The organism is Ruegeria sp. AB10, assembly GCF_056542745.1.
The window spans coordinates 60,840-87,736 of record NZ_JBQGAI010000004.1; the positions used below are offsets into that span (position 1 = coordinate 60,840).

The following is a 26,897-nucleotide window of genomic DNA, read 5'->3' on the forward strand; positions in this document are numbered from 1 at the left end:
AAGGCCGACCGCATGACGCTTCCCCCGAAATCCGCCGCGCTTGTTGACCGCCGGGCCAGGCTGCTGGGTCCCAATGTGTCGACCTTCTACGATGAACCGCTTCATATCGTGAAAGGTGAAGGTGTCTGGCTGTGGGATGCGGACGGGCGCAAATACCTGGATTGCTACAACAACGTCCCGCATGTCGGGCACTGCAACCCGCGTGTGGTCGAGGCGATCTACCGTCAGGCATCGACGCTGAACACCCATACGCGCTATTTGCATGATGGCATTCTGGACTATGTCGAAAAGCTGACCGGCACAATGGATGCCACGCTGGACACCGCCATCCTGACCTGCACCGGGTCCGAGGCGAATGACATCGCCCTGCGCATGGCCGAAGGCATGACCGGCAAGCGTGGTATCATCGCCACGGATGCCACCTATCACGGCAACACCTCTCTGGTCAGCCAGCTGAGCAAGTCGAACGTGCCGACGGTTGGCTATGGTCTGGATCAGTATTTTCGGTTTGTCGAGGCCCCCGACAGCTATCGCAATCCGGACCCGGACGGCCGCAAGTTTGCCGATGCCGTGGCCGAACAGATTGCCGAGCACGAAAAGTCCGGCATCGGCTTCGCAGCTTTGATCGTCTGCCCATACTTCCTGAACGAAGGCTTCCCCGACCATCCCGACGGTTGGCTTAAACCCGTGGCCGAGGTGGTGCGCAAGGCCGGTGGCCTGCTCATCTGTGATGAGGTGCAATCCGGCTTTGGCCGCACCGGCACCCATATGTGGGCGCATCAGAAAATGGGCGTCGTGCCGGATATCATGACCATGGGCAAGCCAATGGCGAATGGCCATCCGGTGGGCGGTGTTGTGACGCGCAACGAAATCCTTGCCACCTTCCGCAAGGGCTATCGGTACTTCAACACGTTTGGCGGCAACCCCGTGTCCTGCGCCGCAGCGATGGCAGTGCTGGAAGAGATCGAGGAAAAGAACCTCGTCGCCAATGCCAAGGCAGTGGGCGATCACGCCCGCGCGCGCATGACGGCGTTGCAGCAAAAATATGAGTTCATCGGCGACGTGCGCGGCTCGGGCCTGATATTTGGGGCCGAAATGGTGCTGGATCGTCAAAACAAGGAACCGGCCAGCGAGTTCACCGATCGGGTAATCAACGCGATGCGGCACCGAGGGATCATCCATTCGAAACTCGGCCGCCACAAGAACACGCTCAAAATCCGACCGCCCATGCCGTTCTCGAAAGAAAATGCCGATCTGCTGTTAGACACGCTGGACGAGGTTTTGGCCGAAACCCCGCTGACCCTATGACCCCGATTGTCGAAAAGGCTTTGACCCTTTGGGGCATGGACGGTGCTGAATGGTCGCTGGTCGCGGCGCGGGAAAACCATGTCTACCGGGTTCAGGCCGGCGGGCGCAGCTATGCCCTGCGCTTGCACCGTCGGGGCTTGCATTCGGATGCCGCCCTGCGGTCCGAGTTGCGGTGGATTGCCGAACTTGGCGCAAAGGGTGTCGGCGTGCCTACACCCGTACCGGCCACGGATGGCCGTTATCTGCATCTGTTGGGCGGCGTTCAGGTCGATATGCTGGACTGGCTGCCCGGTCGCCCTCTGGGCTCGACGGGTGGGGGAATTGATCACGAAGACCGCGCCGGGGTTTTTCGGGCTCTCGGGCGTGAGATGGCAAAGCTGCACAAGATCAGCGATGCCTGGACCCTGCCTGATGGCTTTGCACGCTGGTCCTGGGACCGCGCCGGGCTGCTGGGCGATGCCCCTCTGTGGGAGAGATTTTGGGAGAACTCCACGTTAACCGCAGGCGATCGTGCCCTGTTCACCGTGTTCCGCGAGACAGCGAACAGTCACTTGCAGCAGATCGAAGGCCACCTGGATTACGGTCTGATCCACGCCGATCTGGTGCGTGAAAACGTGATGGTCCAGGGCGACAAGCTCTGGCTGATCGACTTCGACGATGCCGGCTTCGGGTTCCGCCTGTTCGACATCGCCACGGCGCTGCTGAAAAACCTGAACGAGCCAGACTATGACGCTCTGCGAGTGGCCCTGTTTGAAGGATACCGGTCGGAACGGGCGCTCGACGTCGAACATCTCGATCTGTTCATGGCCCTGCGCGCGGCGACTTATGTGGGCTGGATATCGTCCCGGATGGGCGAAGACGGATCAGAGACACGCAATATGCGGTTCATTGAAACCGCCCGGGGCCTGCTGACGCGCTACCTCGGACAACACGCATGGACGGGAGAAAACCAATGACCAACAAAACGATCCTGCTGATCGGGACATACGATACCAAAGAGCCCGAGATGCGGTTCATCGAAGACACCGTACGGGCGCAGGGTGCGGATGTACTGACGATGGACGTGTCCGTTCTGGGCGATCCGGCAAAACCGACCGATATCTCGAAACACGATGTCGCCGCCGCCGAAGGCATGACCATCGACGAGGTGATCGCGCTGGGGGACGAGAACAAGGCGTTCCGCGTCATGTCTGCCGGTGCCGCCAAAGTGGTAGCACAAGCCTATGCCGATGGACGGTTTGACGGCATGCTGGCCACCGGCGGCACCATGGGCACCGATCTTGCGCTGGATTGTGCACAAGCTCTGCCGATGGGGGTGCCGAAATATATCGTTTCAACCGTCAGTTTCTCGCCGCTGATCCCGCCGCATCGGCTGGCCCCGGACATTCAGATGATCCTGTGGGCCGGGGGGTTGTACGGTATGAACTCGATCTGCCGATCCTCGCTGGCCCAGGCCGCAGGGGCCGTGGTCGGCGCGGCCAAAGCCGCCATCGCGCCGGATCGCAGCAAACCTCTGATCGGCATGACCAGCCTTGGGTCGTCCTGCCTGCGTTACATGAAAACCCTGAAACCAGCATTGGAAGAGCGCGGCTTTGAGGTCGCGGTGTTTCACTCGACCGGCATGGGTGGCATGGCCTTCGAGAAACTGGCCGCCGAGGGTGCGTTTGCCTGCGTGATGGATTTCTGCATGCAGGAATTCGGCAACTTGTTGGCAGGCTCTGTTGTCTCAAGCGGAGAAGATCGCCTGACCAATGCGGGGCGCGTCGGCACGCCACAGATGGTGGCCCCGGGCGCACTCGACCTGCTGGACTTTGCCGGCTGGCAGGAGATCCCGGACCAATATGCAGATCGTCCTTTTCACGAACATAACCGCCTGATCAAAAGCTCGGTCTTCAATGGCGAGGAACGCCGGGCCTGGATGCGGGAACTGGCAAACCGGCTGGGCGCTGCAACCGGGCCGGTTCATTTCTTCCTGCCCGTGCAGGGCGTCGAGGCATGGGACAAGGAAGGCGAAGAAGCCCATGACCCCAAAGCGCTTGCCGACATGGTTGACGAGGCCCGCAAGGTCATGCCGGGCCGGGTGCCAATGACCGAGCTGAATGCCCACATCAACGACGCAGCATTTTGCGACGCCGTTTTGGCCAAATTTGATGAATGGGTCGAAACTGGAATTGTCAGCCGAGGGTGACAGGCGGTTTTACCTCCGCAAGACTGGTCCCAAGGTTTACCCGGCGATTGCAGCTTTGACAGTAGACCGGTTGAAGCACGGGGTTGTGCACCCCGTGTGACCGGCCGCTCCGGATATTGCCCGCAATGTGGTGGTGATACCCGCCTGGCGCGTAGAAAGCCGCACTGCCCTCAGTGGCCATCAGATCCTGCCCGAGATTTTGGGCCGCAGGCAGCACCTGCCCCGGGTTTGGCGTCCGAAGTGCTTTCCCAAGCCGTTGATAAGAAAGGGCCAGCAGGCTTCTTTTCGGCACAATCTGATTTTTCGTTGACTTTCGTTTCAAATGAAACAAGATTGTTGCAAATGTAACGATATGGCCGATTCCGTGAAAAACGAACTCAAATCCGGCTGCATCGCGTCTTTGGAGGATACACATGGCCAAGGCATTCGCGTCCCAGGGGGACATGTCGGAAAAGAAAATTTCGTTCACCGAGGTCGGCGAGGGCCTGTATGCCTTTACCGCCGAAGGCGATCCCAATTCGGGCGTGATCATCGGCGATGACAGCGTGATGATTGTCGAGGCGCAGGCCACGCCGCGTCTGGCCAACAAGGTGATCGAGTGCGTCCGCTCCGTCACCGACAAGCCGATCACCCATGTAGCGCTGACCCATTACCACGCGGTCCGCGTGCTGGGCGCCAGTGCCTTCGGGGCACAACAGATCCTCATGTCCGATGCGGCGCGTGCCATGGTTGTAGAACGCGGCAAAGAGGATTGGGACAGCGAATTCCAACGCTTCCCCCGCCTGTTCGAAGGGCATGAGAGCATTCCCGGCCTGACCTGGCCAACCACCACCTTCAGCGACACGATGACCGTTTACCTGGGCAACCGTCGGATCGATCTGATGCATCTGGGCCGCGCCCATACCGCGGGTGACATCGTCATCCACGTACCCGATCAGAACGTGATGTTCACCGGCGACATCGTGGAATACCACTCGGCCTGCTACTGCGGCGACGGGCATTTCAGCGATTGGGGCGATACGCTGGATGAAATCAAGTGGTTCGACGTCGATGCCATCGCTCCGGGCCGCGGGGACGCCTTGATTGGCAAGGACATGGTCAACGCCGCCATCGAAAACACCCGTGACTTCGTCGAAAGCACCTACCGCCCTGCCGCAAAGGTCGCGGCGCGCGGAGGATCGCTGAAAGAGGCCTGGGATGCTGTTCGTGCCGAATGCGATCCAAAATTCGCCGATTACGCGATCTACGAACACTGCCTGCCTTTCAACGTCGCCCGCGCCTATGACGAGGCTCGCGGTATCGATACCCCCCGCATCTGGACCGCACAGCGTGATCTGGAGATGTGGGAGGCCCTGCAAGGCTAAGGTAAACCACCCGGCCGATTGGCCGGGTTTCCTGAAAACGAAACGCGCGCAGCCAGAGGACAAAACCGATGTTCGATGACAGATACACGCTCGCCTACAAGCGTTATCCCTACAAGAAATCGACCGACCAGGACGCCGCGGCTCCAGTCCGCCACCCCGTCGTTGTCATGGGTGGAGGGCCGATTGGCGTGGCAACCGCGCTTGATCTTGGACGTCAGGGTATTCCCACACTGGTGCTAGACGACCACGAAGGCGTCGGCATGGGGTCCCGCGCGATCTGTTTCGCCAAACGCTGTCTTGAGGTTGCGGGCCGCTATGGCTGCGGCAAACCGATGGTCGACAAAGGGGTTGTCTGGAACCTCGGCAAGGTCTTCCACAAGGACGAACAGGTTTTCGAGTTCAACCTGCTACCCGAAGAAGGCCATGAATACCCCGCCTTCATCAACATGCAGCAGCCCTATTACGAAAGCTACCAGCTCGACCGGTTTGAAGAGCTGCAGGCGCAGGGCGCACCGATCGAAATCCGCGGCAAAAACCGCGTGGATGCGGTTGAAGTGCATGACGATCACGTCACCCTGTCGATCATGACCCCGGATGGCCCCTACACGCTTGAGGCGGAATGGCTGATCGGGTGCGACGGTGCCTCATCGCCGCTGCGCACGATGCTGGATCTGGATTTCACCGGCAAAGTGTTTCAGGACAGCTTCCTGATTGCCGACATCAAGATGAAGAACGACAGCTTCCCGACCGAGCGCTGGTTCTGGTTCGAACCGACCCACGGGTCGGGCGCGTCCACCCTGCTGCACAAGCAGCCCGACGATGTCTGGCGCGTGGATTTCCAGATCGGCTGGGATGTCGACCGCAAAGAAGAGATGAAAGAGGAAAACATCCGCCGCCGTCTCGACGCGTTCCTGGGCGACGGTGTCGAATACGATATGGTCTGGTCCTCGATCTATACGTTTCAGTGCAAGCGCATGGACAGCTTCCGCCACGGTCGCGTGTTCTTTGCCGGGGACGCGGCGCATCAGGTGTCGCCCTTTGGCGCGCGCGGTGCAAACTCGGGCATGCAGGATGTCGACAACCTCGGCTGGAAACTGGGCATGGTCATGCGCGGTGAAGCTCCTGAAAGCTTGCTGGATACATATGACATCGAGCGCATCCACGGTGCGGATGAGAACATTCTGAACTCAACCCGTTCGACCGATTTCATCACCCCGAAATCCGAGACCAGCCGCCTTCTCCGCGACGCCGTGCTGTCGCTGTCCGACAAGTACGAATTTGCGCGCCCGATGGTGAATTCGGGCCGCCTGTCGGTGCCCTGCACCTATGACGGCTCGCCGCTCAACTCGGCAGATGCTCTGGACGGCCCTGCGCGGTCACGCCCCGGATCGGTTTGCCCGGACGCACCGCTGGGGGACGATTTCCTGTTGTCCAAACTGGGTGACACATTCATCCTTTTGACCATCGACGCTGATGCCCCCGACATGATCGAGGAAGACGGTGTGCAGGTCACCCGCCTGGCCCTTTCGGTCAAGGATGACAAAACCGGCGCCTTGAAAAAGCGGTATCTCGGCGAAGCCGAAAGCGCGGTCTACCTGATCCGCCCGGATCAGCATGTGGCCGCCCGCCGCCCCGGCTTTGACGAAAATGCAATCCGCGCTGCAATCCGACGCGCGGTCGGCAAGGAGTAAGCCTCATGACTGACCTGATCCTGACCCCCAATATCGATGGCGTCGATGACTTCTATGCCGAGCTTCTGGCCGCCCATGACGGTCTGGAAAAAGACCAGAGCGACGCATTAAGCGCCCGCCTGATCCTGATCCTGGCCAATCACATCGGCAAGCGCTCGGTTCTGAGCGCTGCAATCAAAGCCGCCGAAATCTAACACTTCATAGGGAGGAGACTATGAAAATGACCCTGAAAACCCGCGCTCTCGCCTGCGTTGGCGCCACAACCATCGCACTGTCGCTTGCAACAAGCGCAATGGCCGAAACCACCCTGGCCCTGTCCAGCTGGTTGCCGCCGCGCCATCCGATCGTATCGGGCGCGATCAAACCCTGGGCCAAACAGGTTGAAGAGGTCACGGAAGGGCGCGTAACCATCCGTGTTCTGGCCAAACCGCTGGGCCCGCCGCCCGCGCATTACGATATGGCCGCAGACGGTATTGCCGACATCACCTATGGCTTGCATTCCTTTACCACGGATGACCGCTTTACACGCTCGCGGATCGGCCAGTTCTCTTTCATCGGCGATGACGCCGTTGCGGGTTCCAAGGCGTTCTGGAACGTTTACGCCGGCCCGCTGGAAGCACAGAAAGAGCACGAAGGCACCAAGCTTCTGGGTCTGTTCGTGCACGGCCCCGGTATGCTGCACAACAACGTCCGCAAGATCGAAACAACCGATGATTTTGCCGGCCTGAAGATCCGCGTTCCCGGCGGCTATATCTCAGATCTGATGTCGGGCATGGGCTCCACGACGCTCTTCATGTCTTCCGGTGAAGTCTACGAAAAGCTGTCGCGTGGCGTGATTGACGGGGTGACCTTCCCCTATGACGCCCTTGCTGCCTTCAAGCTGACCGAAGACGTCAAATACACCATGACTGTGCCCGGCGGCCTTTATAACACCACCTGGTTCATGGTCATGAACGAGGACAAGTGGAACGAAATCTCCGCCGAGGATCAGGCCGCGATCGAAGCGATCTCGGGCGAGGCTTTTGCCGCGCTGGTGGGCGAAGCCTGGGTCGGTGCCGATGAAAAAGGCAGCGCAGCCGCTGAAAAGGCGGGGATCGAGGTCTATGACGCCCCGGCCGCCGTGGTTGATGCGATCAAATCTCAGGCCGCAGACGCCGAAACAGCGTGGTCCGAGGCGATCTCGGCTGACGGCTATGACGGTGCGGCAGCCCTGCAAGAACTGCGCAAGCAGGCTGGCGTGGACTTCTGATCCATGGAGCGGCTTCGCCATCGTTTCCCAGACCAGCCCCCGGAAGAGGGGCTGGATATCGGGCTGCTGCTCGACCGGTCGCTTGGCGCTGGCGCCGCTCTGATCCTGTTCTGTCTCATTCTCATCACCTGTGTGGATGTGATCGGGCGTTACTTTCTGAATGCGCCGCTGGCTGGCGCATTCGAGCTGACTGAAATTCTGCTGGCTGCTCTGGTTTTTCTGGCTTTGCCACTGACCACAGAGCGCCGCGAACATATCGAAGTCGACTTGCTGAACATGGTTCTCGGCAAGCATACCCAGCGTCTGCTGTCGGCCTTTGCCGGGCTGTTTTCCGCGGCCCTGCTGGCCACCTTCGCCTGGCGGCTGTTTACCCATGCGGCCAAGTCCGCCCATGACGGTGCAGTCAGCAACGCGCTTGAGATCCCGCTGGCACCATTCGGCTATCTGGCCGGTGTGTCCTGTATGGTCTCGGCCTTCATCGCCTTTCTACGCGGGTTGCAGCCGCCGAAACAGCGTGACACCGATCAAACCCCTCCGGAGGCTCTGCCATGATTGAATCGCTCATCGGTTTTGCCGTCCTGCTGGGGCTGATCCTAGTGCGGGTGCCGATTGCCTTTGCCATGGCAGCAGTTGGCGGGTTCGGCTTTGCCTATATGCGTGGCTGGGAGCCGGCTTGGGCGATGACCGGCCAAGTGGCGTTCGACACTGCGCTGTCCTACAGCCTGTCGGTCATTCCGCTGTTTATCTTCATGGGCAACGTGCTGGCCGGATCCGGCGTGGCCCATGGCCTGTTTGCCGGCGCTGACCGGCTGTTCGGCAAGCTGCGCGGCGGCCTTGCCATGGCCTCGGTCTTTTCATGCGGAGGTTTCTCTGCCGTATGCGGGTCTTCGCTGGCGACGGCTGCGACCATGTCCAAGGTCGCGATGCCCTCGATGCGCAAGTTTGGCTATGATGATAGGCTGGCCACCGGGTCGATCGCAGCCGGAGGTACGCTGGGCATCCTGATCCCGCCTTCGGTGATCCTGATCATCTATGGGCTACTGACTGAAACCAACATCGCCAAACTGTTCATCGCCGGGATCATCCCGGGCATAATCGGCGTGGTGCTGTATCTTGGCGCTGTCATGGTCGCGGTCCGCGTGAACCCGGCGTTGGCGCCCGAGGAAGAGAACACTGAACCGATGAGCCGCACCGATCTGGTTGGCGTCTTCTGCGTGCTGGGTCTGTTTCTGTTCATCATGACCGGGATTTATGGCGGGTTCTTCACGCCGACCGAAGCAGCGGGCATGGGCGCAGGCGCATCGGTGCTGATCGCTGTGGCCTTGCGGTCCATGACCTGGAGCGGGTTCTTCGCCGCCACGATGGATTCCATCCGCGCCACGGCGATGATCTTTGCCGTCATCATCGGGGCCGAGCTGTTCACCAATTTCATCAACTTCGCCGGTCTGCCCGACGCGCTGTCCAGCTTTGTGATCGACAACGAAATGCCGGTCTGGGCCGTGATCGTGTTCATCATTCTGGTCTACATGGTGCTTGGCTGCGTGCTGGAAAGCCTGTCGATGATCCTGCTGACGGTGCCGGTCTTCTATCCGCTGATGTTCGAGTTGGAGTTTGCCAACGAACTGCTGCTCGATCCCGAAAACGCACTGATCTGGTTCGCCATCGTAGTCGTGGTCGCAACCGAGATCAGCCTGATCACACCGCCGGTCGGCATGAATGTCTTTGTGCTCAAAGGCGTGCTTCAGGACGTGTCGCTGGCGACCATCTTCAAGGGTGTCCTGCCCTTCTGGATTGCCGACATCCTGCGGCTGGCCCTGCTTATCCTCATCCCCTCACTGTCTCTGTGGCTTGTGGGGCTGATGTGAACCGCGCTGACTTAACCCCTTCGGAAAGGAGGACACGATGAAAATCGAGAAAATTCACCACGTCGCCTATCGCTGTAAAGACGCCAAGGAAACCGTCGAGTGGTACGGCAAGATGCTGAACATGGATTTCATTCTGGCCATTGCCGAGGACCACGTGCCCTCGACCCACGAGCCGGACCCCTACATGCATCTGTTCCTGGATGCCGGTGACGGCAATGTTCTGGCGTTTTTCGAACTGCCCACAAAGCCCGAGATGGGCCGCGACCCGAATACGCCGATCTGGGTGCAGCACATTGCCTTCAAGGTCAAAGACCGTGCAACCTTGATCGAGTTCAAAGAGCATCTCGAGGCCAACGGCGTCGAGGTTCTTGGGGTCACCGACCATTCGATCTTCCACTCGATCTATTTCTTCGATCCCTCCGGCCACCGGATCGAACTGGCCTGCCCCGATCCAGAGGAAGAAGCGATGCTGGCCCGGATGGACGAGGTGAAATGGCTGATGCTCGAAGATTGGTCGAAAACCAAGAAGGCGCCGAAACACGCCGACTGGCTGCACGCCAAAGAGCTTAACAAAACCACATGATGCACTGCCCCGCGCCAGGTGTCCGATCTGGCGCGGGACATGATTGCCGACGGATATTGGCAGTACGTAAGGAACGACTGGGTGAGGTCATGAAACTCTACTCCTATTGGCGCTCGACGACCTCATACCGGGTCCGAATTGCGCTGAACCTCAAAGGTCTCAGCTATGAAACCTGCCCAGTCAATCTGGTCGCCGGAGAGCAATGCGCCCCCGACTACGCCGCCCTTAATCCCGGCAAGGGTGTTCCGACCCTTGTTCTTGAGGACGGCAGCGTTCTGACCCAGTCGCTCGCGATTATCGAATATCTGGATGCCACGGTGCCAGAGCCGCCGCTATTGCCCGCTGAACCGCTGCAGCGTGCCCGCGTTCAGGCCGCCGCGCAGACCATTGCAATGGACATACACCCGGTCAACAACCTCAAGGTTCTGACCCACCTCAAGACCCAAATGGGGCTTACGGCCGACGGCCAGCTTGACTGGTTCCGCCATTGGATGACCGAAGGCTTTGCCGCCTATCAGTCCTTGCTACCAAAGGGCACGGCGTTCAGCTTCGGAGACAGCCCCGACCTTGCCGATATCTGCCTTGTTGCCCAGCTCTACAACGCCCATCGCTGGGGCGTTGACATGTCTCCCTACCCCCGCCTTCTCGAAATCCAGGAGCGCGCCCTTTCCATAGCGGCGTTCAACGACGCGCGCCCCGAAAACCAGCCCGACGCGGCTTAAAGGTATAACGATGACAAACCTCCTGCCCTCCTGGGTCGAAAGCGCGAACTCTGCCACAACCGACTTTCCGCTCAACAACCTGCCCTACGGCGTATTCAGAACCGAAACGGACGCGCTGCACTGTGGTGTGGCTATTGGGGACATGATCCTCGACCTCACGCGGATGGAGGCGGACGGCAAACTCGATCTGCCCCAGGCGTCCATGTTTGCAAGCGGATCTTGGAATGGCTTCATGGCGCTAGGCGCCAAGGTCTGGGGTGAATTCCGCGCCATGCTGATCGATGCATTGTCTGCGGGTTCGGCCCGTCAGGACGAACTGACCGCCTACCTTGTACCGATGGCCTCGGTCACGATGGCAATGCCGTTCAACGTTGCCGAGTACACGGATTTCTACGCCGGCCGCAATCATGCGTTCAATGTCGGCACCATGTTCCGCGGTCCTGAAAACGCCCTGCCCCCCAACTGGCTGCATATCCCGATCGGCTATAATGGCCGTGCATCCTCGGTCGTGGTCAGCGGCACCGATATACGCCGCCCGTGGGGGCAGCTGAAAGGCCCCGATATGGAGGCGCCGATCTTTGCGCCGTCGCGGCGATTTGATCTGGAACTGGAAATGGGCGCGATCGTTGGACAACCTTCGAACGGTCCAGTTTCGGTTCAACAGGCCGACGACATGATTTTTGGCTATGTCCTGCTAAACGACTGGTCTGCGCGCGATATTCAGGCGTGGGAGTACCAGCCGCTCGGCCCGTTTCAGGCCAAGGCCACCGCAACCACGATCAGCCCGTGGATCGTGACCAAATCGGCGCTGGACCCCTTCCGCACTTCAACGCCGGAGCGTGAAAAGGAATTGCTGCCCTATCTGCAAGAGCCCGGCCCGATGCTGTATGACATCGCGCTTGAGATCGGCCTGAAACCCGACGGTGCGGCAGAAACGGTCATCGCACGCACCAACTACGACGAGATGTACTATTCCGCGGCCCAGCAACTGGCACATCACACGACCAGCGGCTGTCCGATGCGCGTGGGCGATCTGCTTGGGTCGGGTACGATTTCCGGCCCGGAAAAGGAAAACCGCGGCAGCCTGCTGGAGCTCAGCTGGGGCGGCAAAGAGCCCCTGACCCTGGACAGTGGAGACGAGCGCAGCTTCCTGGAAGACGGCGATACCCTGACCCTGCGCGGTGCGGCACAGGGCGACGGTTATCGGATCGGATTTGGTCCCTGCACCGGCACACTGCTTGCGGCCATCGACCAGCAGTGACAGAAACGGGCAGAGGTCCTTTCGGCCTCTGTCCTTTTTTGATCAGTCGGTTTTGGCCACTTTCATCAGCGCCGATATACCCCGCTCCAACGCTTCGCGATCCTCGGGGGTCAGTGCGTCAAGCATACGGTTGGCCTGTTCCCGCACCTTTGGCTCCAGATGCTGAAACTGGCGAAACCCTTCGGAGGTACAGCGATAGACCCGGATTCTGCGGTCCTCGTCCGAGGTCTCGCGAAGGATCAGCCCCTTTTCGTCAAGGCGCTTGGCCGCCCGGCTGACCTGCACTTTGTCCAGAGTCGTGCGCCGCGCCAGGTCCAGAGACGTCATGCTTTCCGCGTTTGCCAGCAGAAACAGCAATCGCCATTCCTCTCGCGAGAGACCCAGTTCACGCTCATAGACGTCTGTAAGGTTTCTTGAGAACGCTTCGGACGCCACAGCCAATCGGTATGGAAAAAATTCATCGAGTTGCATACTTTGCACAGAATAAGTCAATATCGTTTCATCTGCAACGATATGTTTGTCTACAACCCGTACCCTCTTCGCGAATTTGGTAATGCTTGCTGATAACGGCTTTGCAGGGGCTTTCGTGCTATATTGTTGGTATCGGTGTCAGCCGCACCCGGCTCGCACCTTTGAACGTGTCAAAAGGAGCGGTCATGAGACAGCCTATCGGTACACGTAGGAAAATGCTGACCGGGCTGCTGGCTCTGGGCGGGAGTGTCGCGCTGGTCAAATCCTCCGAAGCGGCGGCGCAAACCCCGCGGGCCAGCGAAGGTCCGTTTTACCCCGAAGCGGACATGCGGTTTCCTGATGTCGACAATGATCTCGTGAAAATCTCGGGTCTGGTGCGTGATGCCGGAGGCGAAATCTTTACGCTTAAGGGACGGATTATTGATACCGCCGGCAATCCGTTGGCCGGGTACAGAATCGAAATCTGGCAATGTGACATGAACGGAAAATACCTGCATACCGGGGATGACCGGGCTGTAGAATATGACCAGGGGTTTCAAGGATTTGGCCACGATGTCACCAGTGTCGAGGGGTTCTATTCCTTCCGCACGATCAAACCGGGGAAATATCCCGGCCGCACGCCGCATATCCATGTGAAAGTGTTTGATGAAACCGGGCGCGAAAGGCTGACCACGCAGTTTTACGAGGCCGGAAATTCCGAAAACAGTCGCGACGGCCTGTTTCGGCGCTTGTCGGCCACTCAGGCCGAAAGCGTATCCATGATCTATGAAACCGGACCCAAGGGGATTGAAGCCACCGTCAATGTTACCCTTGCGTAGTCAGGTGCAATTGACGGTTTTTGCAGATCCCACGTTCCAACGGGTTTAATCGCGCTGTGCAAAAGCCCCCCCCTTTTGCGCCTTCAGCAGTAGCGTTCAGGCCCGGCCCACTGAGCATAGGAATACCGGTCGCCATGCGCCCATCCCACTGGAAGGATCGTGTCGATCTTGTCCAGCACGTCTTGCGACAAAACCAGTTCCCCGCCCTTTGCCAATTCGCGCAGGTGTTCCGTCTTGCGGGTGCCCGGGATGGCCAGAACATGCTCGGCGCGCTGCAATACCCAGGCTATGGCCAATGTTGCAGCCGATACGCCCAAGTCGGATGCAAGCGTACGGAACGCTTCAGTCTGGGCGACATTGGCACTCAGGTTGGGTTCGTTGAACCGCGGCGTGGCCTTCAGAAACGGCATCTCAGCCACGCGGTCGATCGTATGTGGCCGATCAGTCAGCAATGACCGGCCCACCGGTGAAAACGCCACCAGCGCGGCTCCGATATCTTTACACGTCTGGATCAGCCCCAGATTCGGTGCCCTGGTCGACAGGGAATATTCCGATTGCACCGCCGACACAGGGTGCACGGCATGTGCACGTCGCACAGAGGATGGTGCCACCTCGGACCAGCCCACGGCCTTGACCTTACCCTCTTCGACAAAGCTGGCCATGGTCTCAGCCACGTCCTCAATTTCAAAGCGCGCGTCGCGGCGGTGGACATAATAGAGATCGATTGCCTCGACGCCCAGACGGGTCAGACTGCCCTCAAGTGCTTCACGCAAGTGCGCAGGATCGTTGTTGAAGAGCTGATCGGGGTTTCTGGTGATGCCGCCCTTGGTGGCGATGGTGAACGGGCTTTCGCCACCGCGCTGTTTCAACCAATCGCCGATCACAGATTCCGACCGGCCCATACCATAGACATTGGAGGTGTCGATATGGGTGATACCCAATTCCAAACATGCATCCAGAATCGCCGCCGAGCCCTCATCCGTTGCAGGCCCGTAGAAATCACTGAATGACATGCCCCCACACCCTACAGCACTGACGCTAGGGCCACTTCGTCCAAGTTTGCGCATTTGCATCTGGTCATTCCTGTGACTGGGAAAACTGACGTAAAAGGCTTTGCATGCAAGTCGGCTTTCACGCAAGGGACGTGCAGAAATACTCTTCGATAGGCCGCCAAATTGTCTTTGGCCTTTCGTATTTTAGAAGCCCTGTCGAAAAACTGCACCAGCGGTTCGGAATGTCACTCGGCCAACACGGCCGAAAGCTCATCCGCCCCTTTTTGCAGTATATCCAGGAACGACATCAGGCTGCTGACATCGTGACGTTGGGTTGGGGCGTGAACCGAAAGCGTGCCAACCAACCTGCCCTGCCCGTCCCGAACGGGCACAGCAAGGGCCGTCATTCCGGCCATGAATTCCTCATCATCCGTAGAAAAATCATTCTCCGTGACGCGCCTAATTTCCGCTCGCAGCGTCTTGGGATCAGTCAGGGAACGTTCGGTATGCGGTCGCAGGTTTCCTGCCGAAAGGAACCCATCCAGCGTTTTCTTCCGCAGTGTGGACAGGTACATCTTGCCACTGGCGGTGCAATGAAACGGCACCTGAGAACCGATCGGCAGCTGAATTCGCAGCGGCCACTTTGTTTCCACCCGGTCAAGGTAGATCATTCCCTCCCTATCCGGTATGGCGAGATTGCAGGTTTCACCAACTTCTTCGGCTACGCTGCGTAAGATTGCCAGACGCGCCGTACGCAGGTGTTCAGACGACATTGTATTGACCGAAAGCCGCCGCAGCCGGTGCCCCGGGCCATACGAGCGCCCGTCCAGATCGCGCTGCAGGAAGCCTTCGGCTTCTGCGGTTTGCAGCAGGCGATGGACGGTCGGCTTGGCCAGACCCAACGTCTCAATCAGGTCCGATGGTTTGACGGCGACCCCGCGCCGCGCCACCTCCTCAAGGATGAGAAGAAGGCGCAAGTTGGTTGGGATCTGAGTTTCTTTGTCTTGTGTTTCCGCCTCGGCCATCCTGCAACAGTCTAGTTATTTGGCAACAGGATCAAGGCCAGATCGGGCACCAGCGACACCAAAATCCACACCGACAGCAACGCCACCAGATAGGGTACCGTATACCGCAGCAGCCGGAAATAAGGCACGCCGGTCACACCCGAAGCCACATAGAGGTTCAGACCGTAGGGTGGCGTGATGAACCCGATGGATGCCCCGACAAGAAAGATCACCGAGAAGTGGATCGGGTCAATTCCGACCGAAGCTGCAATCGGGGCCAGGATCGGGGCCAGGATGATGGTTACAGGCAGGCTTTCCAGAACCATGCCCGAGAAGAAGACGATCACCATCGATGTGAACAGAACCGCATGGTATCCCCCCATCGAGGTCACGAAATCCCCAATGGTCTGTTGCGCACCTAGCAAGGAAAGGATCTGCTGCATGACCACCGAAATCGCAATCAGCGGTGCAAGGATGCCGGTGATCTGAGCCGAGCGGATCACGATTGACGGGATCTCGGGGATCGTGAAACCTTCGACCACGAACATTTCGGCAAAGCTCTTTTCGGTGGGCGGAATGTCGTTCCGAGCCCCCATCAGGCGGTTGATCGGATAACTGACCAACCCGGCAATCACGCAGAAACCCACGGTCACACCCGCCGCCTCGGTTGGAGAGAATTTGCCCGTATAAATACCCCAAAGAACCAACCCGATGGCGAAAAAGCCAAGCCACGCCCCGAACGCGGTTTTCAATACGCGGTTCAGCTGCAACGGGATCAGATGACCCCAGCCATTCATACGGCAGATGATCCAACAGGCGAACTGCATCCCCATGACCATCAATGCACCGGGCAGAATACCGGCCACGAACAGCTCGGAAATCGGCAGGTTCATCAGGAAACCATAGACGATGAAGATAATCGACGGAGGAATGATGATCCCAACCGTGCCGCCCGCCGCCGCGGTGGCCGCGCTGAACCGTTCGTCATAGCCACCATTGACCATCTCCGGATGCAGCATTGATCCGATTGTTGCCGTGGTCGCCGAATTGGACCCCGAGATCGCCGCGAACAATCCGCACGCGCCTAGGGATGCCATCGCCAGCCCGCCGCGTATCCAGCCCAGACAGGCATATGCAAAATCGCTAAGGCGCCTCGCGATGCCCGACTTGTTGATCAGATCGCCGGTCAGGATGAACAATGGCATCGCCAGCAGGGCGAACCCTTTGTTGAACACGTTCAGCAGCTCGGCGCCCATATTGTCCAGCGTCAGGCCCAGCACAAACGAACAGCCGATGACCCAGTAGCCGATCACCAGCAGAACCGGCACGCCCAGCATGAACAGAAAAGTGACCCCGACCGAGATCAGTGTGACCATGGTACCGTCTGTCATCAGTCTCCTCCGATCACGGCCTGCTGGATCAGCGGCTCACCTGTTTTCCAGTTGTGCAGATCATCCGCGAGGTTCTGAAACACGCGCCCGACCATCAGAAAGAAGGACAGCGGCGCGGCCAAAAGAAACCACCATTGCATGATATTGTCAGTGCCCAGAACGATCTGAAAATTCGACGCCGACAACGCCACCAGCCGGGACGTGGTCACGATGACGATCACCGCAAATATGAACCACAGTACCGCGTCAAGGATCAGGCACGCCAGTTGACCGCCGCGCGGCATGCCCGCGCGAAACTCGCTGAAGCTGAGATGCGTGCGCAGGCGGACATTGTAAGATGCGCCGAACCACGCCATGACCATGAACAGCAATGGCGGGATTGTGGTTGACCACGGCTCCTGATCGTTGAACACGAAACGGTCGATCACACCCCAGAATATGATCAGAGCAATCGCAAGGTAGGAATACACCATCACTGACCGTTCCAGATGGCGTTCGACAAAGGGCACTGACCGATAGATCAGCATGATCACGAACCCGCCAATCGCTGAGACCACTGCCCCCAGGACCCAAGTCGTGTCGGATTCCAATGCGGATTGAATCTCGAACGAATCCTGACTGAGAAAGGCGCTGAAAATCGCGCCTATATCTGCCCAAAACGTCATCTACCCCGTCCTCCCAGTCGGTGTGTTCCGGAACCGGCCTGTTTAGGGCCGGTTCGCCAAAGCTTATCAGGCCTCGCCCATCCACCAACGGCGCGGCTCGACGTTTTCCGGCAAGGTGTCTGCCGGGATCTCGCGCGCAATGTCGTAGATTTCCTGATAGGTATCGATTCCGCCTGCCCATTTGTTCAGACGCTCGCGCCACTGCTCCCACGGCTCAGGGTTGTAGTTCGGGGCGCACATTTCTTCGGCCAGCTTGATCTGATCGTCGGCCAGGAAGGCGGGACGCACGTCGTTTTCAGCAAAGATCGTGTTGGGCAGTTGCGGGTCCGAGAAGCCCACGGTGTTCAGCAGCGCTGCTTCATTCGCGCCCTGAATTAAAGCCTGTGTGAAATACGAGGATTCCATCACCGCATTCTGCAATTCTCCGCTGAGGCTGTCGAACACCTTGGCCGACATAGACGTATGCTCGGTCCCGCAGAAGAATTTCAGGTTGACCGACTGCGACACCACGGGCGCCATGTTGGCATAGGCCACGGCCGAGGCCCAGGTTTCGGCCCCGTCGATCAGACCGGTTTTCAGGGCGTCCAGCGTTTCCTCCCACGCCACCGGTACCGGGTTCAGGTTCAGCAGCTGCATCGCGATCCGTCCCAGCTGCGTGCCCGTCACGCGGTTCTTGGTGCCGAACAGCTCTTCCAGCTTGGTAACGGTCGGTTTGTCGGCAAATGTCGATCCCATTTGCAGGCCGCGCAGTTCGCAATGCGTGAACAGGAACTTCAACCCGTGCCGTTTTTCCAAAGGATCGCGCAGGATGCGCTGGCTCGCGGGACTATAGAAGAAATGATACTGCGCCGCGCGGCTGGGGAACATGTAAGCATAGTCGAGAACGTTCAGATAAGGCGCACCGCCGGCCGAGTTCTGTGTCGAGGCGGCATAGATGTCGACGATCCCCTGCTGGGTCTTCTCGACACAGCTCAGTTGCCCGCAAATCTGATTGTCGCCGATGAATTCGATGCGAATCTCGCCATCCGTGCGCTCTTCCAGATCACGCGCGAACTCGATTGCACCGGCGCGTTCGATCAGCAGGTTACGGGTGTTGAACCCCGAAGCGCCGAATTTCAGCGTGTGTTTTGGCTCTTTCGAAAAGCGCTTTTCATAGGTTGATTCTGCAGCCTGAGCCAGATTCGCCAGACTCATCGCACCCCCGAACCCACCTGCAGCCAGCAGCGTCGAGCTCATGCCGTAGCGCCCCGCAACACGGAAGAAATCCCGCCGCGAAATACCACTTAGTTTCCGACCGATCTCCATTGCTTACCTCCCTGATTGCAAATATTGAGACGTTTTGTATCAAAAAATGCTAGTATAATTCTTGCATCTTGCATAGAGTTTTTTCGACGGCGTGAGGAGGAGGCAGTCATGGAAGTGGATTATGCGGTTGTTGGCGCGGGATCTTCGGGCTGCGTCATTGCCAACCGGCTAAGCGCCGACCCCAACACAACCGTTGCTCTGCTCGAGGCTGGTGGCCGCGATACCAATCCGTGGATTCACATCCCCGTCGGCTATTTCAAGACCATGCATAACCCCTCGGTCGACTGGTGCTATCGTACCGAACCTGATCCGGGGCTGAACGGGCGCTCCATCGACTGGCCGCGCGGCAAGGTGCTGGGCGGGTCATCGTCACTGAACGGATTGCTTTATGTTCGTGGGCAGAAAGAAGACTACGACCGTTGGCGACAGATGGGCAATGAAGGCTGGGGATGGGACGACGTGCTGCCCCTGTTCAAACGCTGCGAGGATCAGGAGCGCGGCGAAGATGAATTTCACGGTGTCGGCGGGCCTTTGTCCGTGTCGAACATGCGCATCCAACGCCCCATCTGCGACGCGTGGGTGGCCGCCGCACAGGCGGCCGGCTATCCGTTCAACCCCGATTACAACGGCGCGGAACAAGAGGGCGTGGGGTATTTCCAACTGACCACCCGCAACGGCCGCCGGTGCAGCGCCGCCGTGGCCTATCTGAAGCCCATCCAGAGCCGTCAAAACCTGAACATCATCACCAACGCACTGGTGACACGCGTGGTTCTTGAGGGGAAAAAGGCAACCGGTCTGGTGTACCGGGATCGCTCTGGCGTCGAACAAACCCTGACGGTCCGCCGCGAAATCATCCTGTCCGGCGGGGCGATAAACTCCCCACAGATCCTGATGCTTTCGGGAATCGGAGACCCGGACCATCTGAAGGAAAACGCCATCGAACCGCTGCACGCCCTGCCCGGCGTCGGCAAGGGCCTGCAGGATCACCTGCAGGCACGGCTGGTGTTCAAATGCAATGAACCAACGCTGAATGATGAGGTTCGAAGCCCGTTCAATCAGGCGCGCATCGCCCTGAAATACGCGCTGTTTCGTGCAGGTCCAATGACCATGGCCGCCAGCCTTGCCACCGGGTTCATGAAAACCCGCCCGGATGTAGAAACGCCTGACATTCAGTTCCACGTTCAGCCCTGGTCCGCCGACAGCCCCGGCGAGGGCGTGCATCCGTTTTCAGCCTTTACAATGTCGGTCTGCCAACTGCGCCCGGAAAGTCGGGGGGAACTGCGTTTGAACGGCCCGGATCCATCCAAACACGTCAAAATAATCCCGAACTATCTGTCTACTGAAACGGATTGCCGAACCATCGTCGACGGCGTGAACATTGCGCGCAGAATTGCCAAACAGAACCCTCTGGCCTCGAAGATTTCAGAGGAGTTTCGGCCCTCGGCAGACCTGAGCGTCGACGACTACGAAGGCACGCTGGATTGGGCCAGATCGAACACCGCCTCAATCTACCACCCCACCGGCACCTGCGCGATGGGTCACTCAGAGGCATCCGTTGTCGACGCAAAACTGAAGGTACATGGAATAGGCAACCTGCGGGTGGCCGATTGCTCGATCATGCCAGAAATTGTCAGCGGCAACACCAATGCACCAGCGATCATGATCGGAGAAAGGGCCAGCGACCTGATAATGGCGGAGGCCTGACACACAAGCCGTCGTACCGGAACGACATTAAAAACACCCCGTTCTCAGGGGATAGCAGCCCTTGCAACCCCGACTCAGCCGTCCCATTCGGTGATGCGACCTGTTTCCCAAGGCCTGTGGGTCATAGCCGCGAGAACCACGAGCGTGACGCGCACAGGGTTGCCGAACCCCTCTAGCGATCTTTGCTAGGGCAGGTCCCGAATTGGGAATTCTGCTTCGGTGGTATCCGTGATGCCGAACTCGGAACGTCGGTCCATAAACGTTCCTTGACGCGCCGTGTCGCGGGATGCGACGTCCCATACCATCGATGCACGCTGGGGCAGAAACGCGTAGGACGGAACCCAGCCCGAACCGAGATAGGTCACCGATTGAGACCCGACCCAGCAGGTTTCTTCGCAATTGGTGTAGCCGAGCACGATTTCGAACTCCATATCATCTTCGTTATCTGCCCCCGCGCCCATCGCTTTAAGGACTGTGCCGTTGGGTAGGAACTCCACATGTGCGCCTCCGGCAAGCTGCGTACTGACCACGTAGAAGTCATCAAGGTACTTTTCCGTCTCGGGGGGCGGATTTTTCAGGTCGCCGGCGAACAATTCCTCAATATAATCTCCGGCTTTTTCGACAAGCCTGTCCCACGGTTCCTCACATTGCACGGACCGGGCGACCGCTTCGGCGTTCAGTACCAATCCGCGCCCAGCAGCGGCGGTGGCAACGGTGCGGCTCCAGCCCTCAACCTCGTCCACATTGAGCTGCAACGGTTCGACAAAGCTGTCCGCGGGACCACAATCGGCGTCTGGCAGAGACTCTCGCACGCCGTAAGATAGAAGTATCGTGTCGGTGTGGGTTTCATCAGGTTTGATGTGGGTTCCAACTTCGTGCAACGCCAGATAATCTCCGTCGCGCCCGATGCGCAGGTAATGGGTCGGGTTGCCCGATTGCTGCTGACAGCCCTCTGCCTGCAGGGCTCCCGCCAGCGCACTGTCGAAACCCGCCAGCAGCGCAGCCAGCGCCGCTTCGGAGCGTACGGTCCAGTGTGGAACGTCGTGGCGCTTGGCGGCGACGACATGGTATTTTCGGATCAGATCGATCACCTCGGCCAGACCGTCACTTGAGAGGGTCAACAGAGACTTGTCAGCGAACTTGCCGGACTCTACCGTCAACGCACAACCCTCCGACGCGCTTTCCTGCGGTCGCTGGAACTTGTTCCCTGCTGTGATCTCGGATTCCGGTGTCGACGACACCAGGCCTGCCAGCGGACGCAGACGGCCATCGGGGTCGTCCAGGAACAGGCTGCCCTTGTGCCAGCTATTGTTGCCGTCTTGTCGCCGGTGTTGCAGCAGGCGCAAGGTGCCTTCCGCAGCGGGTTCGTCCAGAGACGTCAGGAAGTCCTCGAAGTCCAGAATCGTTGCAGCTTCATCCGGCCCTGTTACCTTTGTTTCGTCACTCCAGGTGATCTCGATTTCACCGGCAGCATCCGCTGTTCCGGGAATCCCAAGGTTTTCCATGTCAAGCGCTGGGGCGGTTTCACAACTTTCCGCCTGCGAGTCGTCGGCGAAAGCTCTTAAACAGATCCGGTAGAGCGTTCCTAGGGGCCCATCCAGAAGTGCCGTCTCGTCACTGCTGCCGGCGTCATCCACGGATCGACCGGGGTCGGATCCGGCCGCGATATGCAAAACGGCATCGTTGTCAGGTATACGCGCAGCCAATCGCAAGTCCCCCTCAACCGGCTTTCGAAACAGGAGCGGTTGGGCAAGCGGAATGCCTCTGATGACCGGCGAAAAGGCTTCGGCGTCAATTTCCGCACAGTCTTCGGCACTCTTTCCCTTCTCATAATTCGGCTGTATGGTCGGCACCCCCGTGGCGGAACTCAGGTCGTCGACCCGCGTATTCCAGAACTCCTCATCCTTAATCGGTATGGCGCCGCGCTGAATATCCGGAATGCGGTAGCAGAAGTTGAGGCTTGGCTGCGCAGTCCACCCATTCACCAAGCGCGCGCGCGCAACGCCGGATTGGTCGTCAACCTCCATCACTTCGAAAATCCCAAACGAACCGTTTGTGCCGGACTCGAAGAATACCTTCTCTGGCCAGGGGTTACGTCCGGTAAATACGGCCTTGATATCCGCAAAAGCCTCGGGCTTGTCCAGCGCTGCAATCATCAGGTCGTGTGACTCAAGGCGGTCCCTGACTCTCTGGGTTAACTCCATGTAAACCCGCAACTTGCTGACCTGCTCGCGCGTCACCTCTTCTGCTGGAAATCCGACCAATGACGCCGGGGGCTCGGCGTTTGGCTGCAGGCGATACACAACTTGATCGGGCCGCCCGGTGCCCACCAGACCACTGACGATCGCCAACGAGTTGCCGTTCTGTGGCCAGAAAACAAGGCTGCCCCGCCGCACGCTCAGCGGTTCGCCCTCGCTACCAATGACGACCGGCAGCACAGTATCAGCGGTGGCCAGCAGGAAATCCGAGCTGCCCTCAGGCGACAGGCTCGCGGCCAGCGCATCGAATGCCTCGACTGTACTCTGCCGATCATCATTATCACCGGGATCCTCAATTCTGACCCGCAGGTAACCGGTGGGCGTGGCGATGCTTTCAACATGTAAAAGCTGCTGGGTTATGAGCTCCCGAGGCCAAGCTGGCGCCTTGTCGGCAATGTGAGAGGTGAGGCCTTCGGCAAATACGCGGGCTGGCACGGTTTCAGTTTCAGTCGAATTCGTGGTACACGCCTCGTTGCGTCCGGATGGCCGCACGCAGATATCGTATTGTCCCGGTGTCAGGTCAAAGATACCGAATCCGCCTGGTGTCGCCGAACCCTGCACCCTGGGCGCGACGGATTGGTCCGGGCGATCCACTGACAGGATCGCAAGGGTATGGCCACCACCCACGCCGACGGGTTGAATGTTCACCGATTGCTGAACACCAATGTTTATCCGCCTGGTTTCGCTGACCGGCAACAGGTGCAGCCATTCGCTATGTCTGGGATCGAACAGGAAGTCTTCGCTAAACGAGGTGTCGAACAACTCGTCGCGGTCTGTGACGGCCGGCCTCACCGAAGCCACCCCGGCAAGCCCCAGTGCAACCAAGAAACAAGCGATTGGCCAACGTGCAAACGAGCTGTCTACGGCCGCCGCATCCGGATCGACGTTATCGATTATCGAGAATGCGATCGCCAGGGACAGCGACACGGGAAGTCCCAGGGCAAGTGTCGCGATTTCCAGAACCCTGCCGTCGTCTCTATGCAGGATCACGACAGCGAGGAAGATGAAAACCGAGGGCGCGATCCCGATCACGATCTGAAGCAGCACGCGCACTGCACGGTGGGCGGACAGCCCGTATGCCACAAGTGTAGCGGGACGTACTATGCCGAGGCCAAGGGTCAAGAGCCCCAGTCCCTGCCAGAAACCTTTGCGGAAGATGTGCTGGGCGCCGTCCTCCATTAACGCTTGGGTGACGAGAAAACAGAAGACGCCAACCAAAAGGCCGAATAACAAAGCAACGGCGGTCTGACCCGGCAGGGCAGCCAACCGATCCGGAGAGGCATGGGCCGGTGCAAACAGCGCCAGCGCGCCCCAAGTGGTCAGGAGCGCCGTGAAGTAGACCAGGAAAGGCGCCGCCAGCAGGTCCGAGGGATCCACGACGCCAAGGTTGAACGGCACCGACAGGACCATGGCCATGGCAAGCGCAGCAGCTGCCGTCAGGGAGGCAGTAGCCAGCTTACGTATGCCCGAAATCGAAAGCGCGCCCATAATGGCCGCCAGCTTGACGCGTTTGGCCAACGGAACGTTGTCCAGCCTGTCAGGCGACCGGCCGGAATCGCGCTTCAACCGCCCGATCAGCTGCCACAGGCGCTTGTCGTCGATTTCCGTTGCCAGGCTCGGCACCGCTTGCCGCAGCCAGCTGTCGTCCCGAGTCCACTGCGCGCTTGCCTCCGCAAGGGCGGCCTCTTGTACCGCCTTGTCCTGCGAAAAGGCCAGATCGAGAAAACGTGACCACGAACGCTTTTTGTCGGAAGTTGGAATTTGGCACATTGCCAACGCAGCCCGCGCGCGGGCGCTTGGATCAGCCGTCGGCAGATCCGTTATCTGTTCAAGTTTCTCGGCTCGGGTAACCTCGTCCAGGTGTTCGCATGCGATTAGGTAGTTCAGTTGTTGCCTTTTCGAGAGCTCTTCGAAAATCGTGCCCGACAGCAGGCGATCCAGCAGCCGGGAAATCTGACTCGTGGTCATTGCTTTACCTCCTGTAGGACTTTCGAAAAATACTCGGGATCGCTGTCAAAGAAGAGGTTTCTCAAGACCATCTCCAACGGCGCTTCATCTACCAGTTCTGCCAATTCACGAAGGGTATCGGATGTGATGAGATCGGGGTCATCGAAACTACCCTTTTTGACCAGTATCTCAATATCCTGACCATCCAGGGTGCCTGAGTGTCGCCGGTCTTTGGATTTGCCGGCCCAATACCCAAGCCGATCCGGACCTTCGGACGCATCGCTGTTCGAAAGCGTCGTCTCAAGGAACATCCGGTCCGCAAGCCAATCGGTGACTTCCTCGTTGTCCAGCATCTCGCGGTACCAGTAGACCGCGTCGACCTGTTCGTCGGTCAGGGATGGTCGCCAGGGATGCACAAATTCGCCGACCCCGCCCGAAAGCCGTTGTAGCGCCCGGCCAAGGACTTCCCATCGCGGCTCGAGGCGTCGGGCGGCTTCAGCGGCATCGTGAATCGGTGACAACAGGCGTTCGTGCACGATTTCAACTTGGTCCCCGCCACGCCGCCGTTCCACCCGCACAATGGAAGCGTCCTGCAGGCGGCGTAGCAACTCTTCGCGGTGCTGTGGCGAGCGAGGGGGCTGCGAGATCAGGTTTTCCTTGAGTTCGATCTTTCGCCGCCGCTCGCCTGTATCCAGCCTGGCGAGCATATCGAACGCCTCGATTTGCAGAAGCTCGCTTTCAAGTCCGGCGAAGAAGTCTTTCACGTGATTATCCAGAATGCTCTCGATGCCATCCAGCCTGATAATGTCGTCCATGACGACCAGATTCTTCGTCGCGAAGGCGTGCAAGTTAGGTTCTTCCATCCCTGCCTCGTCAGCATCAACGCGGCTCTGCTGGAACAGGGTTTGGCCGCACTCCTCCCAGATGCGCGTGCAAACGATTTGAACCTGGCTTGGTTCAACGTATTTTTCTTCTTCGACCAGAACATCACTCATCGCTTTGATGACATCACTGTCGTAGCCATAGCCAAAGGCGCGCGCTGGCATTGCAACGACACCCTGCAGTGAACGCGGAGTGAGTGTTGACAGACGATACCGCGGCCGGGCCTTGGTGCTGTCGTGAAAAGCTTCGATATCGTCCAACCGCCCCAGATACTCGTCGCGCAGGGAAAACAGCACGTGCAGCGGCTCACCTTCGCCGGGTGAAACGTTGATCACCTGCGCGAGGTCGCGGAAAAAGCGGTCTCTGACGCGGTAATCATAAACGCCTGATCGGTCAGAATCTCCGAAACGGGTGAAGAATTCCTCGAACTGGTCGATCACCAGGAACACCCGATGCACACCGCCTTCCGGCGAGAAATAGAGATCGACAACCCGAAAGAACTCGGAAAGGCTATCGCCCATCGTGCGCAGCCTGTCCAAAAGGCGCTGATGACTGGTGTTGAGCTCAGGCGCTTCAAGCGCCGAAATCAGCTCGGGCACGGGCGTCTCTGCCAATACCTGCAGGGCTTTCGCCCGAGTATCGGGTGCCCTGTTGTCGAAGGTCAGCCCGCAATGAACAGCGAGTAGTTGGATATACTGGGCCAGATGAGGATTTCCGTTGCGAAGCGCCAGATAGCGCGACACCAGCGGTGTGCTCGGCGGTCCATCCGGAAGAAACGCCGCGTTGCGTTCGATATGTCCGGTCAGAGATAATCCCAGGCGTTCGTGCAAAGGCTGCTTTCGATAGCGCCGCTGGATGCTGGCCAACGTATCGGACGGGGTTGCCCCTGCTAGTTCCTGCACGATGTGACCAATTGCAGCCGCTTCGGCATTCGGAGACGGCAGCAACCGGGCCAGTGTCGCCCGGCGCACCTCAAGACCCGGGTCCTTGTCCGGCCGGCAGATGATCAGCACGCCACCTTCCTCTTCCAGCGAGCGGGTCAGCCCCGCCTGCAGCAACGACGACTTCCCAACGCCCGACGGCGCATGCAGGATCGAAAGCCGGTTAAGCGAAATCAGGGCCCGAATTTCCAGAACGTCGCTCTCTCGGCCAAAGAACAGTTCGCTGTCTTCCAACCGATAGGATCGCAGGCCGCGATAGGGCGATATGCTCGGTGTCTCGGCGGTCAC

22 protein-coding genes are annotated in these 26,897 nt (G+C 59.1%); 14 read left to right on the forward strand and 8 right to left on the reverse strand.

Translation table 11 applies throughout. The features are described from left to right. Positions 1 to 12: 12 nt before the first annotated feature. The 12 genes from ACR0NT_RS09925 (at position 13) to fahA (ending at position 12,231) form a co-directional block, all read left to right on the forward strand. Positions 13 to 1,308, forward strand: coding sequence for an aspartate aminotransferase family protein (locus ACR0NT_RS09925; protein WP_170448225.1), 1,296 nt, complete (start codon positions 13 to 15; stop codon positions 1,306 to 1,308). Continuing rightward, on the forward strand, positions 1,305 to 2,264 hold the full coding sequence (locus tag ACR0NT_RS09930; protein ID WP_170448227.1) for a homoserine kinase: 960 nt from the start codon (positions 1,305 to 1,307) through the stop codon (positions 2,262 to 2,264). Before ACR0NT_RS09925 ends, ACR0NT_RS09930 begins: the two co-directional genes overlap by 4 nt. Further along, positions 2,261 to 3,496: a Tm-1-like ATP-binding domain-containing protein gene (locus ACR0NT_RS09935; protein ID WP_170448229.1), complete on the forward strand. Its 1,236-nt coding sequence runs from the start codon at positions 2,261 to 2,263 to the stop codon at positions 3,494 to 3,496. Before ACR0NT_RS09930 ends, ACR0NT_RS09935 begins: the two co-directional genes overlap by 4 nt. Positions 3,497 to 3,909: 413 nt before the next feature. Then, a complete protein-coding gene (locus tag ACR0NT_RS09940) occupies positions 3,910 to 4,860 on the forward strand; it encodes an MBL fold metallo-hydrolase (RefSeq protein ID WP_170448231.1) in 951 nt (316 codons plus the stop codon). Between the two features lie 68 nt (positions 4,861 to 4,928). Continuing rightward, entirely contained in the window at positions 4,929 to 6,551 is a 1,623-nt protein-coding gene (locus tag ACR0NT_RS09945; protein ID WP_170674799.1) for an FAD-dependent oxidoreductase, read from the forward strand. A 5-nt stretch (positions 6,552 to 6,556) separates the two neighbouring features. Next, the gene (locus ACR0NT_RS09950) at positions 6,557 to 6,745 is read left to right on the forward strand and encodes a DUF2783 domain-containing protein (protein WP_170674801.1); all 189 of its coding nucleotides are present in this window, start codon (positions 6,557 to 6,559) and stop codon (positions 6,743 to 6,745) included. A gap of 26 nt (positions 6,746 to 6,771) precedes the next feature. Then, entirely contained in the window at positions 6,772 to 7,800 is a 1,029-nt protein-coding gene (locus tag ACR0NT_RS09955) for a TRAP transporter substrate-binding protein (RefSeq protein WP_480442996.1), read from the forward strand. A gap of 3 nt (positions 7,801 to 7,803) precedes the next feature. Further along, entirely contained in the window at positions 7,804 to 8,352 is a 549-nt protein-coding gene (locus ACR0NT_RS09960) for a TRAP transporter small permease (RefSeq protein WP_480442998.1), read from the forward strand. After that, positions 8,349 to 9,665, forward strand: a complete 1,317-nt coding sequence (locus ACR0NT_RS09965) for a TRAP transporter large permease (protein WP_170674804.1) — start codon at positions 8,349 to 8,351, stop codon at positions 9,663 to 9,665. Before ACR0NT_RS09960 ends, ACR0NT_RS09965 begins: the two co-directional genes overlap by 4 nt. Positions 9,666 to 9,702: 37 nt before the next feature. Then, positions 9,703 to 10,248 (forward strand): VOC family protein, encoded by a 546-nt coding sequence (locus tag ACR0NT_RS09970; RefSeq protein ID WP_170328687.1) that lies wholly within the window; start codon positions 9,703 to 9,705, stop codon positions 10,246 to 10,248. Between the two features lie 89 nt (positions 10,249 to 10,337). Beyond that, positions 10,338 to 10,970 carry a maleylacetoacetate isomerase gene (gene maiA / locus ACR0NT_RS09975; protein ID WP_170448241.1) on the forward strand — a complete coding sequence of 211 codons (633 nt, stop codon included), beginning with the start codon at positions 10,338 to 10,340 and terminating at the stop codon, positions 10,968 to 10,970. A 10-nt stretch (positions 10,971 to 10,980) separates the two neighbouring features. Further along, positions 10,981 to 12,231, forward strand: a complete 1,251-nt coding sequence (fahA, locus tag ACR0NT_RS09980; RefSeq protein ID WP_170448243.1) for a fumarylacetoacetase — start codon at positions 10,981 to 10,983, stop codon at positions 12,229 to 12,231. Between the two features lie 42 nt (positions 12,232 to 12,273). On the opposite strand, the gene ACR0NT_RS09985 is transcribed toward fahA, so the two are convergent. Further along, the gene (locus ACR0NT_RS09985) at positions 12,274 to 12,702 is read right to left on the reverse strand and encodes a MarR family transcriptional regulator (protein ID WP_170448245.1); all 429 of its coding nucleotides are present in this window, start codon (positions 12,700 to 12,702) and stop codon (positions 12,274 to 12,276) included. Positions 12,703 to 12,887: 185 nt separating this feature from the next. Here ACR0NT_RS09985 and ACR0NT_RS09990 point away from each other — a divergent pair, with 185 nt between their 5' ends. Beyond that, the gene (locus ACR0NT_RS09990; RefSeq protein ID WP_480443000.1) at positions 12,888 to 13,520 is read left to right on the forward strand and encodes a dioxygenase family protein; all 633 of its coding nucleotides are present in this window, start codon (positions 12,888 to 12,890) and stop codon (positions 13,518 to 13,520) included. 83 nt (positions 13,521 to 13,603) lie between these two features. Here ACR0NT_RS09990 and ACR0NT_RS09995 read toward each other — a convergent pair whose 3' ends face one another. From ACR0NT_RS09995 to ACR0NT_RS10015, 5 genes are all read right to left on the reverse strand, one after another. After that, positions 13,604 to 14,593, reverse strand: a complete 990-nt coding sequence (locus ACR0NT_RS09995; protein ID WP_170674806.1) for an aldo/keto reductase — start codon at positions 14,591 to 14,593, stop codon at positions 13,604 to 13,606. Positions 14,594 to 14,757: 164 nt separating this feature from the next. Further along, positions 14,758 to 15,537: an IclR family transcriptional regulator gene (locus tag ACR0NT_RS10000; protein ID WP_170674808.1), complete on the reverse strand. Its 780-nt coding sequence runs from the start codon at positions 15,535 to 15,537 to the stop codon at positions 14,758 to 14,760. A gap of 11 nt (positions 15,538 to 15,548) precedes the next feature. Further along, on the reverse strand, positions 15,549 to 16,907 hold the full coding sequence (locus tag ACR0NT_RS10005; protein WP_170448251.1) for a TRAP transporter large permease: 1,359 nt from the start codon (positions 16,905 to 16,907) through the stop codon (positions 15,549 to 15,551). Continuing rightward, positions 16,907 to 17,572, reverse strand: coding sequence for a TRAP transporter small permease subunit (locus ACR0NT_RS10010; RefSeq protein WP_170674809.1), 666 nt, complete (start codon positions 17,570 to 17,572; stop codon positions 16,907 to 16,909). Before ACR0NT_RS10010 ends, ACR0NT_RS10005 begins: the two co-directional genes overlap by 1 nt. Positions 17,573 to 17,638: 66 nt before the next feature. Beyond that, positions 17,639 to 18,877, reverse strand: coding sequence for a TRAP transporter substrate-binding protein (locus tag ACR0NT_RS10015; RefSeq protein WP_170674811.1), 1,239 nt, complete (start codon positions 18,875 to 18,877; stop codon positions 17,639 to 17,641). A 108-nt stretch (positions 18,878 to 18,985) separates the two neighbouring features. Here ACR0NT_RS10015 and ACR0NT_RS10020 point away from each other — a divergent pair, with 108 nt between their 5' ends. After that, positions 18,986 to 20,581: a GMC family oxidoreductase N-terminal domain-containing protein gene (locus ACR0NT_RS10020; RefSeq protein WP_170674813.1), complete on the forward strand. Its 1,596-nt coding sequence runs from the start codon at positions 18,986 to 18,988 to the stop codon at positions 20,579 to 20,581. A gap of 185 nt (positions 20,582 to 20,766) precedes the next feature. Here the strand turns inward: ACR0NT_RS10020 and ACR0NT_RS10025 are convergent, their stop codons facing one another. Then, positions 20,767 to 24,807 carry a hypothetical protein gene (locus ACR0NT_RS10025; protein ID WP_170674815.1) on the reverse strand — a complete coding sequence of 1,347 codons (4,041 nt, stop codon included), beginning with the start codon at positions 24,805 to 24,807 and terminating at the stop codon, positions 20,767 to 20,769. Then, on the reverse strand, positions 24,804 to 26,897 hold the full coding sequence (locus tag ACR0NT_RS10030) for an ATP-binding protein (protein WP_170674816.1): 2,094 nt from the start codon (positions 26,895 to 26,897) through the stop codon (positions 24,804 to 24,806). Before ACR0NT_RS10030 ends, ACR0NT_RS10025 begins: the two co-directional genes overlap by 4 nt.